We start from the raw sequence: 15,182 nt of genomic DNA, 5'->3' as shown, positions 1-15,182 counted from the left end.
CGTCCTTGTTGTTGGTGCTGCCGCGGGCGGCAGGCGCCCCCTCCCCATGCGGGGGAGGGGGAGGTCAGGCCCTCAGTGGAAGGCGTTGTGGTAGGCGTTCAGCGCCGGGGCGCCGCCGAGGTGGACGTAGAGGATCTTCGAGCCCTTCGGGAACTCGCCCTTCTTCGCCATGGCGATCAGCCCGGCGATCGACTTGCCCTCATAGACCGGGTCGGTGAGCATCGCCTCCAGGCTGGCGGCGGCGCGGATGCCGGCGATGGTCTCCTCATCGGGCAGGCCGTAGTCGGGGCCGGCGAAGCGCGGGTCGATGATGATTTCCTCATCGCGGATCTCGCGGTTGAGGCCGATCAGCTCCGCCGTGGCGCGGGCGATCTTGGTGACGGCGGCGCGCGTCATCGCCTCGTTGCAGGCGGTGTCGATGCCGATCAGCCTGCGCTTGCGGTCCTGGGCGCCGAAGCCCACCACCATGCCGGCCTGGGTGGAGCCGGTGCAGGTGGCGGTGATCACCGTGTCGAAGAAGACGCCCATCTGCTCTTCCTGCGCGGCCACCTCATCGGCGAAATGGGCGTAGCCCAGGCCGCCGAGCGGGTGGTCCGAGGCGCCGGCGGGAATGGCGTAGGGCTTGCCGCCCTCGCGCCGCACCTCGTCGAGGGCGCGCTGCCAGGTTTCCTTCACCTCGGTCGAGTAGCCCTCGCCCTCCAGCACGGTGGAGGCGCCCATCAGGCGGGAGAGCAGGATATTGCCGACCTTGTCGTAGGCCGGGTCTTCCCACTTGGTCCATTCCTCCTGCACGAGGCGGCACTTCATGCCGAGCACGGCGGCCACGGCCGCCACCTGCCGGGTGTGGTTGGACTGGATGTTGCCGATGGAGACCAGCGTGTCGCAGCCCTGGGCCAGGGCATCGGCGGCCAGCCATTCCAGCTTGCGCACCTTGTTGCCGCCGAAGGCGAGGCCGGAGGAAATGTCATCCCGCTTGGCCCAGACCTCGACGCCGAGTTCCTGGGAGAGGCGCTCCAGCTTGTGGATGGGCGAGGGCCAGAAGGCCAGCTGCTTGCGCGGGAACTTCGCTTCGAGATTGAGCGCCATGGTGAGCCACCCCGGATGGTCGTTGTGCGATGCGGAAATCCTAGGCCAGGCCCGCTCGGAGGTGCTTTTTTTGTTAAGGAATTTTTGACATTCTTCTTCCGTGTTTCCCGTGAAACCAAACCTTTCCCTTCACGAAAACGGCGCTCATGGCAAAGAATCTTCACCCTTCCGACGCTGAGCCGCAGGAGCTGAGCGCGCTCGACAAGCGCATCCTGCGCCTGCTCCAGAAGGACGGGCGGATGAGCAATGCGGAGCTGGCGCGGGAGGTGGGGCTGAGCCCGGCGGCGTGCTGGAACCACACGAAGCGGCTGTTCGAGACAGGGGTGATCCAGGGCGTGCGGGCGCAGATCAACCCGCAGGCGGTGCAGCGCGGCACGCTGGTGCTGGTGGGCGTGGTGCTGGACCGCTCCACCCCCGAGGTCTTCGCCGCCTTCGAGGACTCGGCCCGTGGCATGAGCCAGGTGCTGGAATGTGTCCTGGTGGCTGGCGAGGTGGATTACTTCATGAAGATCCGCGTGAAGGATCTGCCCGCCTTCAACCGCCTGCACAGTGAGCGGCTGATCGCCATGCCCGGGGTGCGGCAGGTGCGCACCTTCTTCGTGATGAACGAAGTGAAGACCGACGGCCTCCTCCCCATCTGAAAAAGTTTTTTGGTTCTTTTTTTCAAAAAAGAACTTTTCTTTGTGCTGTTGTCTTTCTCTCTTCCTGCGTCATTCTCCCCCGCGCATGAGCCCTCTCGCCCGCGCCGCCCTGCTGACGCTCGCCGCCGCTTTCCTCTTCAACCTGGAAACGGTGATGGTGAAGGCGATGCAGGACGTGCCCAGCAACACCATCCTGCTGGCCCGCGCGCTGGGGCAGATCGCCTGGGTGCTCCCCCTGGTCCCGCGCGAGGGCCTTGGCATCCTGCGCACCCGCCAGCCGCTGATGCAGGCCCTGCGCGGGGTGTTCTCGCTCGCCTGCTGGGGCCTCTATTACGCGGGCTTCCTGCACCTGCCGCTGGCCACGGCCACAACGCTGTCCTTCACCTCCGTCCTCTTCGTCACCGCCCTGGCCGGGCCGGTGCTGGGGGAGCGCGTGGGCTGGCGGCGCTGGGCGGCGACGCTGGTGGGGTTCCTCGGCGTGCTGCTGGTGGTGCGGCCCGGGGTGCTGCCGCTCGACTGGCCCCTGCTGGCCTCGCTCGGCTCCGCCTTCTTCGGCGCCGGCATCGTGCTGACCACCAAGGCCCTGGCCCGCACCGAGCGGACCGAGACCATCATGCTCTATATCGGCCTCTTCACCACGCTGGGCAGCCTGCCGCTGGCGCTGCCGGGGCTGGCCTGGCCGGGCTGGACCAATGCCGCGCTGCTGGCCGGCTCCTCCATCCTGGGGCCGGCGGGGATGCATCTCTGGATCAACGCGCTGCGCCTGGCCGATGCCTCGGCGCTCTCGCCCATCTCCTATGTGCGGCTGGTCTTCGCCGCGCTGGCCGGGGCGCTGCTCTTCCATGAGGCGGTGGACCTCTGGCTGGCCGGCGGGGCCGCGCTCATCGTCGGCAGCGCCATCTACATCACCCGCCAAGGCGGCCGGTAAGCCCGGCGGCCGGTAAGGTGGCGGGATCGTGCCGCGGCACGATATAGGCCGGGCAACCCCATCCTCCGGGAGAACCCCCGCCATGTCCGCCCTGCCCCTCGCCGATCTTTCCGCCCGCCGCCCGGATGGGGAAACCATCCCGCTCGCGGCCTATCAGGGGCAGGTGCTGCTGGTGGTGAACACCGCCAGCGCCTGCGGCTTCACCCCGCAATATGCCGGGCTGGAACAGCTTCAGCGCGACTACGGGCCGCGCGGCTTCAACGTGCTGGCCTTCCCCTGCAACCAGTTCGGCAACCAGGAGCCGGGGGATGACGCCAGCATCGCTACCTTCTGCGCCACGCGCTTCCAGGTGAGCTTTCCCCTCTTCGCCAAGGTCGAGGTCAATGGCGCCGGGGCGCATCCCCTCTTCCGCGCGCTCAAGGTGGCGCGGCCGGGCCTGTTCGGCACCGAGGGGATCAAGTGGAACTTCACCAAGTTCCTCATCGACCGCCAGGGCGAGGTGGTGGACCGCTTCGCCCCCGCCACCAAGCCGGAGGCGCTGCGGGAGGCGATCGAGAAGATTTTGTAAGAAGGAAAAGAAAAGAGTTCTTTTTTGGAAAAAAGAACCAAAAAACTTTTTCAGTTTGGCGGCCCGCTGTGACGGGAGACGGCGGCAGCCTGAAAAAATCATGCCGGATTGACGGAGCGCCACGGCTTTCGCAGCCTTTCCCGGAACAAGGGGGCGAATCCCGATGGCACTGAAGGAAGAGAGCGCCGCGGCGCAGGGCATGGCGGGGCCCGTGCTGGTCTGGGGCGCGGGGGCGATCGGTGGCACCGTCGGGGCGGCGCTGGTGCGCGCCGGCCACGCGGTGGTGTTCTGCGATATCGAGGCGGAGCATGTCGCCGCCATCCGCGACCCGGCGCGCGGCCTCGCCATCGAGGGGCCGATCGAAAACCACACCATCCACGCCCCGGCCTGGACGCCGGAGACGATGAAGGGCCGCTTCCGCCGCGTGCTGCTCTGCGTGAAGGCGCAGCACACGGCGGAGGCGGCGCGCGCCCTGCTGCCGCATCTGGCGGAGGATGGCTTTGTCGTCTCCCTCCAGAACGGGCTGTGCGAGCCGGTGATCGCGGAGGTGGTGGGGGCGGCGCGCACGGTGGGTGCCTTCGTCAATTTCAGCGCGGACTGGCTGGCGCCGGGGCGCGTGCTCTATGGCGGGCGCGGCGCCCTGGTGCTGGGCGAACTCGATGGCCGCATCACCCCCCGGCTGGAGGCGCTGCACCGCCTGCTGGCGCTGTTCGAGCCGAATGCCGTCACCACCGGCAATATCCAGGGCTACCTCTGGGGCAAGCTGGGTTATGCGGCGATGCTCTTCGCCCAGGGCATCGGCGAGAAGGGCATCGCCGACGCGCTGGCGCGGCCGGAACTGCTGCCGCTCTGGCGCGAGCTGGGCACGGAGGTGATGCGCGTGGCGGCGGCGGAGGGCGTCACGCCGCTCGGCTTCAACGGTTTCGACCCGGCGGCCTTCGCCCCCGGCGCGGCGGAGGCGGCGGCGGCGGCCAGCGTGGCGGCCATGGTCGCCTTCAACCGGCCGAATGCGAAGACGCATTCCGGCATCTGGCGCGACCTCTGGGTACGGCGGCGCCGGACGGAGGTGGATGCCCAGCTTCTGCCGGTGGCCGAGGCCGGGCGGCGCCACGCCATCCCCACCCCGGCGCTGGACCGGCTGATCGCCCAGGTCCATGCCTGCGAAACCGGCGCGCGCCCGATGGCCGACGCCAATCTGACGGAGCTTCTTCTGAAGGAGCTTCTGGCGCCATGAACATCCGCTTCGACGGCGTGGTGGTGGCGGTGACGGGGGCCGGGCACGGCTTCGGCCAGGTCATCGCGCGGGATTTCGCGGCGATGGGCGCGCGGGTCTTCGCCTGCGACCTCTCGGCGGAAGAGCTTGCGGCCACCGCCGGGGGCACGGCGATCGCCACCGAGGCCTTCGACCTGACGGCCCCCGGCGCGGCGCGCGGCTGGATCGGCCGGGTGGAGGCAGCCGCCGGCGCGCCGCTCGGCGTGCTGGTGGCCAATGCGGGTGGCGTGCGCGGCCAGGTGATGCGCCCGGTGGACGAGGTGCCGGAGGCGGACTGGCACGCCCTGTTCGACATCAACCTGCATGCCTGCTTCAACCTCTGCGCCGCCGCCGCGCCGGGGATGAAGCGCGCCGGGCGCGGGGCGATCGTGACGATATCCTCCGGCGCCGGGCTGCAGCGCAGCCTGACCGGCATCCAGGCCTATTGCGCCGCCAAGCACGGGCTGGTGGGGCTGACGCGGCAACTGGCGCATGAACTCGGCCCGCATGGCATCCGGGTGAATTCGGTGGCGCCGGGCTTCATCCCCTCCAACCCCGCCTCCATCGCGCAGTTCGAGAGCTATGGCGCGGAGGGGCAGAAGCGGCTGGTGGAGGGCATCGCGCTGCGCCGCCTGGGCGAGGCGCAGGATATCGCCGATGCCGTTACCTTCCTCGCCAGCGAGCGGGCGAAGTGGATCAGCGGGCAGGTGCTGAGCGTGGACGGGGGGAAATAGCGCCCCCCGCCCTGATCGGGCTTCGCCTCAATCGGCCGTGGCGCCGCTGGCGCGCACCAGCGGCACCCAGAGGTCGAGTTCGCTCTTCAGGAAGGCGGCGAAATCGGCGGGGCTGCCCTTCTCGATGGGGGGCAGTTCCATCTCCTTCAGCCGCTGGGTGGTGGCGGTGTCGGTGACGGCGGCGCGCACCGCCTCGTTCATCCGTGCCACGATGGGGGCGGGGGTGCCGGCGGGGGCGAAGACGCCGAACCAGGAATAGGCCTTGTAGCCCGGCAGCCCGGCCTCGGCGGCGGTCGGCACCTCCGGCATCAGGGTGGAGTGCTCATCCGTGGCGATGGCCAGGCAGCGCAGCGCGCCGCTCTTGTGGTGCTGGGCGATCAGCGCCGGGGTGTCGAAGCCGATGCCCACCAGCCCCGCCACCAGGTCGTTCATCATCGGCGCGCTGCCGCGATAGGGCACATGCGTGGCCTCGGCGCCGATGGCGTTGAGGAAGCTGACGGCCGCGATATGCGCCGAGCCGCCGGCCCCGCCCGTGCCATAGGCATACTTGCCCGGATTGGCCTTCAGCAGCGCGATCAGTTCCGCCAGCGTCCTCACCCCCAGCGAGGGATGCACGGTGATGCAGATGGGCACCAGCACCGTGGGCGCCACGGCGGTGAAGTCCTTCACCGGGTCATAGGGCAGGCGCTCGCGGTAGAGACCGACGGCGAGGACATGGGTGGAGATGGTGCCCATCAGGAAGACCGAGCCATCCGCCGGGGACTTCGCCACGGCATCCGAACCCAGCGTGCCGCCGGCCCCGGCGCGGTTCTCGATGACGACGGGCTGGCCCAGCACCTCCTGCATCTTCGGCGCGAGCAGGCGGGTGGAGACATCCGTGCTGCCACCGGCGGCGAAGGGCACCACCATCCGCACCGGGCGGCTGGGCCAGGGCGCCTGGGCGAGCGCCGGCATGGCCAGGAGGGCGGGAAGCGTGAGGGCGGCGCGGCGCGTCAGCATGCGGGGCAGCATCCGAATCGGTGAGGAAAGCGGATGCTGCGATGCAATATGATGGGGCGTCAATGGCGGTTTATGTAGAAAAAATCTTCTTTTTCTGAAGAAAAAGAAGCAAAAAGACTTTCTTTCAGGCTGCCGCCGTCTCCCGTCACAGCGGGCCGCTCAACTGAAAAAAAGTTTTTTGGTTCTTTTTTTCAAAAAAGAACATTCTTCCCTGACAGAAAAAATCTCACACGCTGGCCAGCAGCCCGGCGAAGAGGCGGGCGCGGGGGACGAGGCTGTCCACCAGGATATGCTCCTGGAGCGTATGGATGCCCGCGCCCTGGAGGCCGAGGCCGTCCAGCGTCGGGATGCCCAGGGCGCCGGTGAAATTGCCGTCCGAGCCGCCGCCGGCGCTGTCATGGGGCAGCGGCAGGCCGAGCCGCCCGGCCAGGCCCTGCGCCATGCGATACAGCGCCAGAGTCGCCTCGTCCGGCTCCCAGACGGGGCGGGTGACGCCGCGGCGCACCTCCAGCAGCACATCGCCCTGGGCGGAGAGGCTGAGCATCTTCTCCACCGCGCGGTCCAGATCCTCCTGCCGGCGGGCCATGGTCAGGGCCTCGGCGTCGCAATGGGTGGCGACGCAGTTCACCCATTGCCCGCCATGCACGACGCCGACGGAGAAGGTGCAGGACTCGGTGGTCATCGCCTCGATGGCCAGCACCTGGCGGCACATCTCGCGGATGGCGCTGCGCCCGTCGGAGAGGGCGGCGCCGGCATGGCTCGGCCGGCCGGTGACGCGCAGGTTGAAGCGGGCGATGGCGTAGCGCCCCGTCACCACGCCGCCGTCGCGCTGGGCGGGCTCGGGCACCAGCACCACCTCGTGCCGGCTGGCCTCGGCCTCGATCAGGTCGCGGGTGGAGGGGCTGCCCACCTCCTCATCGCCGGTGAGCAGGAAGGTGACGGGGCGGCGCGTGGCGATGCCGGCCTGGATGATGGCCGCCATGGCCTGCACCGCGACATAGGTGCCGCCCTTCATGTCGCAGATGCCGGGGCCGAAGCAGCGCGCGCCGTCACGCCGGAAGGGCAGGGCTTTCAGCGTCCCCACCGGGTGCACCGTATCGAGATGGGCGAGCACGAGGATGCCCCCCTCCATCTCCCCGTCCGGGTGGGGGAAGCGGGCGCGGATGCAGTCGGAAAAGCCCATCCGGCCGGGAATGCGCTCGATGCGGGCGCCGAGCAGGGCGAGGTCGCGCGCCGCCACGGACATCATGCGGTTGACCGCCGCGGCATCGTAGGTCGGGCTCTCGCATTCCACCCAGGGGCGCAGCCCGGCCAGCAGGGCCTCCGTCTCGAAGGGCAGGGCGAGGGCGCGCAGGGCCTCGGGCTGCTCGGCCGGGGGTGTCTCGGCGTCCATCGTGCTCTCCTGTCCTGGGAAGCGTGGCGGTGCTCGGTGCCGCAGCCTGCGGCCGGGTGGGGGCGCTCCGCAAGGGGGCCGCGCGCGAAAGCGCGATGGTGCATCCGCGCCCCGGCTGCGCCATCATCCGTCCTGATGACGACAGATTATGTTCCCCCCCGCCGCATCGTGCCGCAGGCCGGGCCGCATCTCTGGACCGGCGAGGCGCTCTCGCCGGCGGACTGGATGCTGCCGCTCGGCGCCGGCACCGCGGCCGAGATCGAATCGGCGCTGGCCACGCCGGGCGCGCCGCTGGCGCGGCTCTCCCCCCTGCTCGGGCAGGTGGTGGAGCGGCTGGGCCATGGCCAGGGTTTCGCGCTGCTGCGCGGCCTGCCCTGCCCGGCGGAGCCGATGGCGCTGCTCGGCCTGCTGGGCAGCCGGCTGGGCCGCCCCGCCGCCGTGCCCGCCGCCACCGGCCCCTGGCACACCGAGCCGTGCGACATCCTGCTGCTGCTCTGCCGCGAGCCGACGGAGATCGCCCTGCTCTCCGCCGCCGCGCTGCACAACATCCTTCTCGGTTCCGACCGCGCGGCGCTGGAGGTGCTCTACCGCCCGCTGCCGAGCGGGGGGGATCTGGCGCTGCCGGTCTTCGCCGTGTCGGGCGGCACTTTCTCCGCCCGCTGTGACCGCGCGGCGCTGGACCCGGCGGCGCTGGGCGGCGCCCTGGCCTCGCTGGAGCTGGTGGCGGCCGAGCCTGGCCTGCCGCTGAAGCTGCCGCTGCGCCCCGGTGATGTGCTGGCGGTCAACCCCTTCCTGGTCTGGGCCAGCCGGGCGCCGGGGCTCTCCGCGCTGCCGCTGCGCGCCACGCCCTCCCGCCTGGAGGGCGGACCCTTCGCCGTGCTCGCCGCTGAAAGCTGAACCCGCCATGCGCATCCTCGTCGCCAACGCCAACACCACCGTGGCGATCTCCGAACTCTGCGCCGCCGCCGGCCGTGCCGTCGCCGCGCCGGGGACGGAGATCCTCCCCGCCACGCCGCGCTTCGGCGCCGCCGCCATCTCGACGCGGGCGGAGAACATCATCGCCGGCCACGCGCTGCTGGAACTGCTGGCCGAGCATGCCGGGCAGGTGGATGCCGTGGTGCTGGCTGTCAGCCATGACACGGCGCTGGAGGCGGCGCGGCAGATCATGCCCTGCCCGGTGCTGGGCATGACGGAGGCCGCCTGCCTGACCGCCTGCATGGTGGGGGCGCGCTTCGGGCTGGTGACGCTGGGCGGGGTGGAGACCTATCGCGAGCTGGTCGGGCGGCACGGCCTGTCCGGGCGGCTGGCGGCGCTGGAGGGCGTGGCCGCCACGCCGCAGGACGCGGTGCGCGAGCCGGAGCGCGTGCGCGCCCTGGTGGCGGAGAGCATCGCCCGCATGGTGGCGCAGGGGGCTGACAGTGTGATCCTGGGCGGCGCCGCCCTGGCCGGTATGGCCGCGCGCATCCCGGACAGCCCGGTGCCGCTGCTGGACGGCATCGCCTGCGCGGTGAAGCTGGCCGAGGCCATGGTGGGGCTGGGCCTGCCCAAGGCCAGCGCCGGCAGCATGGCGCCGCCGCGCGGGCGGCAGGTGAGCGGGGTCAGCCCGGCGCTGGAGTCGCTGCTGCGGTAAGCGCGGCAGGGGGCGCTGCCCCCTGACCCCCGCCGGGGTGGCACGGCCACCCCAAATCTCCTCTGGGGACCCCGCGATCAGTGGGCGCCAAACTGATGGCGGGGTCCGGGGGGACCCTGTCCCCCCGGCGGAGGGGTTCGGGGAGGCGGAGCCTCCCCGGAAGCGTTCAATCGAGCTTCGCCCCCGAGACGCGGACGACCTCTTTCCACTTCGCGTTCTCGGCCTCGATGAAGCGGCCGAAGGCGGCGGCGTCGAGCGGGCGCGGCTCGGAGCCGACATCGCGCAGGCGGGTGATGGCGCCGGCCTCCTTGCAGATATCGAGCACCAGGCCGGAGAGGCGCTCGGTGATCGCCTTCGGCGTGCGGGCATGGGCCTGGAGGCCGAACCAGGCTTCGGCCTCGAAGCCTTCCACCCCGGCCTCGGCCATGCTCGGCACGTCGGGCAGGGCGAACCAGCGGGCCTTGCTGGTCACCGCCAGGGCGCGCAGGCGGCCTTCCTGGATATGCGGCAGGTAGGGCGGCAGGTTGTCCACGGCGAGGTCGATGCGGCCGGCGATCAGGTCCGGGATCACCGTGGCACTGCCGCGATAGGGCACATGCGTGAACTTCGTGCCGGTGCGGACCTTCATCAGCTCGCCGCACATATGGCCGGAGGTGCCATTGCCCGGGGTGCCATAGGTCATGTCCTCCTTCTTCCCAGCTTCCAGCAGCTGGCGGATATCGCGGATGCGGCTGTTGGCGGGGACGACGACGACATTGGCCAGCGAGTTCACCAGCGCGACCGGCGCGAGGTCGCGCGGGTCATAGGGCATCTTGCTGTAGAGGTACTGGTTGATGCTGGCGGTGCCGATGGTGCACATCAGCAGGGTGTGGCCATCCGGCTCGGCCTTGGCGACCATGTCGCAGCCGAGCAGCCCGCCGGCGCCGGGGCGGTTATCGACCACCACCGGCTGGCCGAGGAGGGGGCTCAGCCGCTCGCCGATGACGCGGGCGGTCACATCGGTGGCGCCGCCACCGGGGAAGGGCACCACGAGGCGAATGGGGCGGCTGGGATAGGCGGGCTGGGCGCGCAGCAGGGAAGGCGTGGCCAGCAGGCCGGCCCCGGCCAGCACGAGGCGGCGGGAGAGCGTCATTGCGCGATCCTTCTTGAACGTTCTCCCCAATCCCTAGACGTGCCCGGCTGTCGCAGCAAGCGGGGGTGGCGCTCAGTTCACCCGCGTGCCGGAGCGGCGCGCCACTTCGGCCCATTTGCGCATCTCGGCGGCCAGGAAGGCATCGAAGGCGGCGGGGCTGGTGCCGCCGCCGGGGGTGAGGCCGGGTTTCAGCGCCCCCATCTCGGCCAGCCTGCCCCAGCTCGCGGGGGTGGCGATGAAGCTGTTCAGCTCGGCGTTCAGCGTGTCGATCACGCCGCGCGGGGTGGCGGCCGGGGCCTGGAGGCCGAACCAGGCGGTGGCCTCGACGCGGGGCAGCCCGGCCTCGGCGGTGGTGGGCACGCCGGGCAGGGCGGGGCAGCGCGCGGGGCAGGTGACGGCGAGCGGGCGGATCTTCTTCTCCCGCACCAGCCGCAGGGCGGAGGGCAGGTTGTCCACCGCCACGTCCACGCGCTCCGCCGCCAGTTCCTCCAGCATGGGCGCGGCGCCGCGGAAGGGCAGGTGGCTGAGCTGGAGGCCGGCCTCGACCTTCAGCAATTCCCCGGTCATGTGCAGCGTGGTGCCGAAGCCGGAGGAGCCGATGGTGAGCTGCCCCGGCCGGCGCTTCGCCAGCACCACCAGCTCCGTCAGGGTGCGGGCCGGCAGGCCGGGGCTGGTCAGGATGATATTGGGCACGCGCATCAGCAGGCCGATGCTGGCCAGCGCCTCAGGCCGGAAGGGCATGGCGGCGCCATAGAGCACATGGTTGATGGCGCCGGAGGAGGGCCCCTGCATCAGCAGGGTATGGCCATCCGGCTCGGCGCGGGCGACGTGGTCGGCGCCCAGATTGCCGGCGGCACCGGGGCGGTTCTCCACGCGGAAGGGCTCGCCCAGGCGGCGGCGCAGGTGGTCGGCCAGGATATGGGCGGCGATGTCGGTCGTGCCACCGGCGGCGAAGGGCACGATGACGCGCACGGGCCGGCTGGGCCAGGCGGCGGCCCGCGCGCGGCGCGCGAGGAAAGGCAGGGCAACAGCGCCGAGCAGCGCCCGGCGAGGCAGGTGCGGCATGACGGTCTTTTCCCGGCGGCAGGCTTTGATCCGTCTCCTGCCGGATCCGGGCGCGGGCGGGCAAGCGGATTGCGCCGGGCGCGGTGCCTCAGGAAAAAGTTAAGGAAAAGAAGGTTCTTTTTTGGAAAAAAGAACCAAAAAACTTTTTCAGCCGGCGTCCCGCCGCAGGTCTGAGGCGGGACGCCAAACCGGAGGAAATCAGCGGGTGGTGCGCACTTCGGTGGCCAGGGTCATTTCATCGACGCGCGGTATGTAGGTGAGGCCGCGCTTCAGCGCCCAGATGCTCTTCTGGGTGTGGATGGGGATGATGCCCGTCTCCTGCATGGCGCTGCGCATGGCCTCCTGCATCAGCTTCTCGCGCTCGGCATCGTCGAGGCTGAGCAGGCCGCGGGCGGTGATGTCGTCCATCGCCGGGTTGGAGTAGCGGCCGAAATTGGACAGGCCCAGCCCGCGCTCCTGCGAGCGGGTGCCGAGCACGGCGCGCAGCGAGGTGGAGGGCTCGCCCGTCGAGTTGCTCCAGCCCAGCAGATAGGCCGAGGAGTCGAAGCGGTTGAGGCGGCCGATCAGCGTGGCCAGCGGCTGGGCATCGACGGTGGTCTTGATGCCAATGCGCGTCCACATCTGCGCCACCACCTGGATGATCTGCCCGTCATTGACGTAGCGGTCATTCGGGCCGCGCAGGGTGATGGTGAAGCCGTTGGGATAGCCGGCCTCGGCCAGCAGCTTCCTCGCCCGCTCAGGGTCGAAGCGCGGCACGGGAATGCCAGGGTCGTAGCCGAAGGCGCCCTGCGGCATGAACTGCCCGGCGGGGATGGAGGAGCCCTCCATCACCCGGCTGGCGATGGCCTCGCGGTTGATGGCGATGGACAGCGCCTCGCGCACGCGGCGGTCCTGCAGCGGGTTCTTGCCCAGCTTCTCGCCATTCGGGCCGGTGATGTCCGGCGTGTCGCCCTCGCGGGAGGTGTCGAGGCCGAGGAAGATCAGCCGCAGGCTGGTGCCCTCCACCACGTTCACCCGGTCATCCTTGCGCATGCGCGCCAGGTCCTGGGTGGGGACGTTGTCGATCATCGCCACATCGCCCGAGAGCAGCGCGGCCACGCGCGAGCCGGCATTGGTGATGATGCGGTAGTCCACCTTCTCCCACTCGGGCTTGCTGCCCCAGTAGCCGTCATGGCGCTGGAGGGTGACGCGGTCATTCGGCGCATAGGCGACGAAGCGGAACGGCCCCGTGCCCACCGCCACCTGCGGGCTGTTGAAGCTGGCGGAGGCGACATTCTCCCCAAGGCCGCGCGGCAGGATGAAGATGGCGGCCACATCGCTCGGCAGCAGCGGATAGGGGGCCGCCGTCTTGAGGCGCAGGGTGCGGGCGTCCACCACCTCGATGCCGGTGATGGCGCGGGTATAGACGGCGAAGCTGGAGGGGCTCTGCACCGTCGGCACGCGCTTCAGGCTATAGGCCACATCCTCCGCCGTCAGCGGCGCGCCATTGTGGAAGGTGATGCCCTCGCGCAGGCGGAATTCCCAGGTGGTGGGGTCCACCGCGCGCCAGGATTCGGCCAGCCCCGGCACCAGCCGCGCATTCTCGTCCCGCTTCACCAGCGTGTCGAAGATATGGTGCGAGAGCATGATGCTCGGCGTCAGCGTGTAGTAATGCGGGTCGATGCTGGCCGGCGGGGCGGAGATGCCCATGGTCAGCGTCTGCCCCTGGGTCTGCCCCTGGGCCCGCGCCGGGGCGGCGGTCCCGGCCAGCAGGGCGATGGCGCCGGCCGCGGCCAGCAGGGCGCGCCGCGGGGTGCCAGGCGCGCGCCGCGCGGGGGTGGTGGGGTTGCGGCTCATGCCTGGTTCTCCTCCTCGGTCCAGCCCAGTTCCTGCTGCACCAGGCTCGCCCAGTAGGCGGCGCCGAGGCCCAGGATCGCGTCATTGAAGTCGTATTTCGGCGTGTGGACGTTGTGGAAGCTGCCGTCCGGGTTCACGCCATTGCCGATGCGCATGAAGACGCCCGGCTTCTCCCGCAGCATGAAGGCGAAGTCCTCGCCGCCGGTGGAGAGGGTGACCTCCCCCACCTTGTCCTGCCCCACCAGGGCGGCGGCGGCGGCCACGGCCACCGGCACCTTCTCCGCCGCGTTGACGGTGGGGGGGCAGAGCTCCTCATAGCTCAGCGTGGCGGTGCAGCCCTGGGCGGCGGCCAGGGTCTCGGCCAGCTCCTGCAGGCGGCGGCGGATGATGGCCTGGTCGCCCTTCTCGAAATAGCGGGCGGTGCCGCGCACCACCACCTTGGAGGGCATGACGTTGGGCGAGCCGTAGCTGCCGCCCGCCACATGGCCCACCGAGAGGGCGGCGCTGGCCGTGGGGTGCAGGTTGCGCGGCAGGATGGTGTGGAGGGCCAGCAGGAAATGCCCGAGCACCACGGTGGCATCGGTGGCGAGGTGCGGCGCGCCGCCGCCATGGCCGCCGGTGCCGTGGAACTCCACGCCCCAGAAATCCGCCCCCGCCAGCACCGGCCCGGGCCGGGTGGCGAAGGTGCCGACCGGCAGCCCCGGCGAATTGTGCATGCCGTAGACCGAGTCCACCGGGAAGCGGGTGAAGAGCTGGTCGCGGATCATGGCCGCGGCGCCGGTGCCGGCTTCCTCGGCGGGCTGGAAGATGAAATGCACGGTGCCGGCGAAATCCGGGCTGCCGGCCAGATACTTCGCGGCGCCGAGCAGCATGGCCGTGTGCCCGTCATGCCCGCAGGCGTGCATCTTGCCCGGCACGGTGGAGGCGTGGGCGAAGCCGTTCTCTTCCTGGATGAACAGCGCGTCCATGTCGGCGCGCAGGCCGATGGCGCGCTGCCCCGGCCGCCTGCCCTTCAGCGTGCCGACGACGCCGGTGCCGCCGATGCCGGTGGCCACCTCGATCCCCCAGCCGCGCAGCTTCTCGGCGACGAGGGCGGCGGTGCGGTGCTCCTCGAAGCGGGTTTCCGGGTGGCGGTGGATATCCTGCCGGATCTCTTTCAGTTCCGGCTCGAAGGCTTTGATCGCGTCGAGGATATCCTGCCGCATGGTCTTTCTCCCGGTGGTCCCGCAGGGGGTGCAAACTGCGGCGCGGCTTGCCGCCGGTCAACCGGCGCTTATTATGGATTTTTGTCCCCTATGATGGAATTCCTGATGCCGGGCGCCATCGGCGCCCGGCCCTGGCAGAGAGAAGAAGGGGGCCTGGGGGAATTCATTCCCCCAGATTTTTTCAGTTATTTTTCAAATCAATGGACGGCCCATGCCCGAGATCCGCGACGCCACCGAGGCTGATCTTCCCGCCATTCTGGCGATCCTGAATCAGGCGATCCGGGAGACGCTGGCGGTCTGGCACACGGAGGAGGCGACGCTGGAGGCGCGCCTGTCCTGGCTGCGGGAGCGGCAGGGCCGTGGCCTGCCGGTGCTGGTGGTGGCGGAGGGCGATACGATCCTGGGCTTCGCCAGCTATGGCGATTTCCGGCCCTTCGCCGGCTATGCGCAGACGGTGGAGCACTCGATTTACGTGGACCCCGCCGCGCAGGGCCGCGGCCTGGGCTCGGCGCTGCTGGCCGCGCTGCTGGAGCGCGCCCGCGCCGCCGGGCTGCATGTGATGGTGGGGGCCATCGAGGCGGGGAATACCGCCTCCATCGCCCTGCACCGCAAGGCGGGCTTCGTGGAGGCCGGGCGGCTCGGCGAGGTGGGGCGGAAATTCGGGCGCTGGCTGGATCTGGTGTTCATGACCCGGACGGTCTGAAGGCTGGGGG

The 15,182-nt window shown here is 70.5% G+C and carries 15 protein-coding genes; 8 read left to right on the top strand and 7 right to left on the bottom strand.

All coding sequences use genetic code 11. The features are described 5' to 3' along the window. Positions 1-72 precede the first annotated feature (72 nt). Positions 73-1,086, bottom strand: coding sequence for a 1-aminocyclopropane-1-carboxylate deaminase (locus NON00_RS01390; RefSeq protein ID WP_256016798.1), 1,014 nt, complete (start codon positions 1,084-1,086; stop codon positions 73-75). A gap of 146 nt (positions 1,087-1,232) precedes the next feature. Between NON00_RS01390 and NON00_RS01385 the strand changes: the two genes are divergently transcribed. From NON00_RS01385 to NON00_RS01365, 5 genes are all read left to right on the top strand, one after another. Then, on the top strand, positions 1,233-1,727 hold the full coding sequence (locus NON00_RS01385) for an Lrp/AsnC family transcriptional regulator (RefSeq protein WP_256016796.1): 495 nt from the start codon (positions 1,233-1,235) through the stop codon (positions 1,725-1,727). An 85-nt stretch (positions 1,728-1,812) separates the two neighbouring features. Continuing rightward, positions 1,813-2,655 carry a DMT family transporter gene (locus tag NON00_RS01380; protein ID WP_256016793.1) on the top strand — a complete coding sequence of 281 codons (843 nt, stop codon included), beginning with the start codon at positions 1,813-1,815 and terminating at the stop codon, positions 2,653-2,655. An 82-nt stretch (positions 2,656-2,737) separates the two neighbouring features. Beyond that, on the top strand, positions 2,738-3,223 hold the full coding sequence (locus NON00_RS01375) for a glutathione peroxidase (protein WP_256016790.1): 486 nt from the start codon (positions 2,738-2,740) through the stop codon (positions 3,221-3,223). A 163-nt stretch (positions 3,224-3,386) separates the two neighbouring features. Further along, a complete protein-coding gene (locus NON00_RS01370; protein WP_256016787.1) occupies positions 3,387-4,457 on the top strand; it encodes a ketopantoate reductase family protein in 1,071 nt (356 codons plus the stop codon). Then, complete coding sequence (locus tag NON00_RS01365) at positions 4,454-5,209, top strand: SDR family NAD(P)-dependent oxidoreductase (RefSeq protein WP_256016784.1); 756 nt, start codon at positions 4,454-4,456, stop codon at positions 5,207-5,209. The genes NON00_RS01370 and NON00_RS01365 overlap by 4 nt, the downstream gene beginning before the upstream one ends. 27 nt (positions 5,210-5,236) lie before the next feature. Here NON00_RS01365 and NON00_RS01360 read toward each other — a convergent pair whose 3' ends face one another. Both NON00_RS01360 and NON00_RS01355 read right to left on the bottom strand, forming a co-directional pair. Continuing rightward, positions 5,237-6,208 carry a tripartite tricarboxylate transporter substrate binding protein gene (locus NON00_RS01360; RefSeq protein ID WP_256016781.1) on the bottom strand — a complete coding sequence of 324 codons (972 nt, stop codon included), beginning with the start codon at positions 6,206-6,208 and terminating at the stop codon, positions 5,237-5,239. A gap of 226 nt (positions 6,209-6,434) precedes the next feature. Continuing rightward, on the bottom strand, positions 6,435-7,601 hold the full coding sequence (locus NON00_RS01355; protein WP_256016778.1) for a M20/M25/M40 family metallo-hydrolase: 1,167 nt from the start codon (positions 7,599-7,601) through the stop codon (positions 6,435-6,437). A 135-nt stretch (positions 7,602-7,736) separates the two neighbouring features. Here NON00_RS01355 and NON00_RS01350 point away from each other — a divergent pair, with 135 nt between their 5' ends. Continuing rightward, positions 7,737-8,498, top strand: coding sequence for a hypothetical protein (locus tag NON00_RS01350; protein WP_256016776.1), 762 nt, complete (start codon positions 7,737-7,739; stop codon positions 8,496-8,498). A 7-nt stretch (positions 8,499-8,505) separates the two neighbouring features. Further along, complete coding sequence (locus tag NON00_RS01345) at positions 8,506-9,231, top strand: aspartate/glutamate racemase family protein (protein WP_256016773.1); 726 nt, start codon at positions 8,506-8,508, stop codon at positions 9,229-9,231. A 166-nt stretch (positions 9,232-9,397) separates the two neighbouring features. Here NON00_RS01345 and NON00_RS01340 read toward each other — a convergent pair whose 3' ends face one another. From NON00_RS01340 to NON00_RS01325, 4 genes are all read right to left on the bottom strand, one after another. Continuing rightward, on the bottom strand, positions 9,398-10,363 hold the full coding sequence (locus tag NON00_RS01340; RefSeq protein ID WP_256016772.1) for a tripartite tricarboxylate transporter substrate binding protein: 966 nt from the start codon (positions 10,361-10,363) through the stop codon (positions 9,398-9,400). 72 nt (positions 10,364-10,435) lie between these two features. Continuing rightward, positions 10,436-11,428: a tripartite tricarboxylate transporter substrate binding protein gene (locus NON00_RS01335; protein WP_256016770.1), complete on the bottom strand. Its 993-nt coding sequence runs from the start codon at positions 11,426-11,428 to the stop codon at positions 10,436-10,438. Between the two features lie 198 nt (positions 11,429-11,626). Beyond that, entirely contained in the window at positions 11,627-13,264 is a 1,638-nt protein-coding gene (locus tag NON00_RS01330; protein ID WP_256016767.1) for an ABC transporter substrate-binding protein, read from the bottom strand. After that, entirely contained in the window at positions 13,261-14,469 is a 1,209-nt protein-coding gene (locus tag NON00_RS01325) for an amidohydrolase (RefSeq protein ID WP_256016764.1), read from the bottom strand. Before NON00_RS01325 ends, NON00_RS01330 begins: the two co-directional genes overlap by 4 nt. Before the next feature lie 211 nt (positions 14,470-14,680). On the opposite strand from NON00_RS01325, the gene NON00_RS01320 reads away from it, so the two are divergent. Further along, positions 14,681-15,172, top strand: coding sequence for a GNAT family N-acetyltransferase (locus NON00_RS01320; protein WP_256016761.1), 492 nt, complete (start codon positions 14,681-14,683; stop codon positions 15,170-15,172). Positions 15,173-15,182 lie beyond the last annotated feature (10 nt).

Source organism: Roseomonas sp. GC11, assembly GCF_024437745.1.
Taxonomy (GTDB): Bacteria; Pseudomonadota; Alphaproteobacteria; order Acetobacterales; family Acetobacteraceae; genus Pseudoroseomonas.
This window is presented reverse-complemented; position numbering and strand designations above follow the sequence as displayed.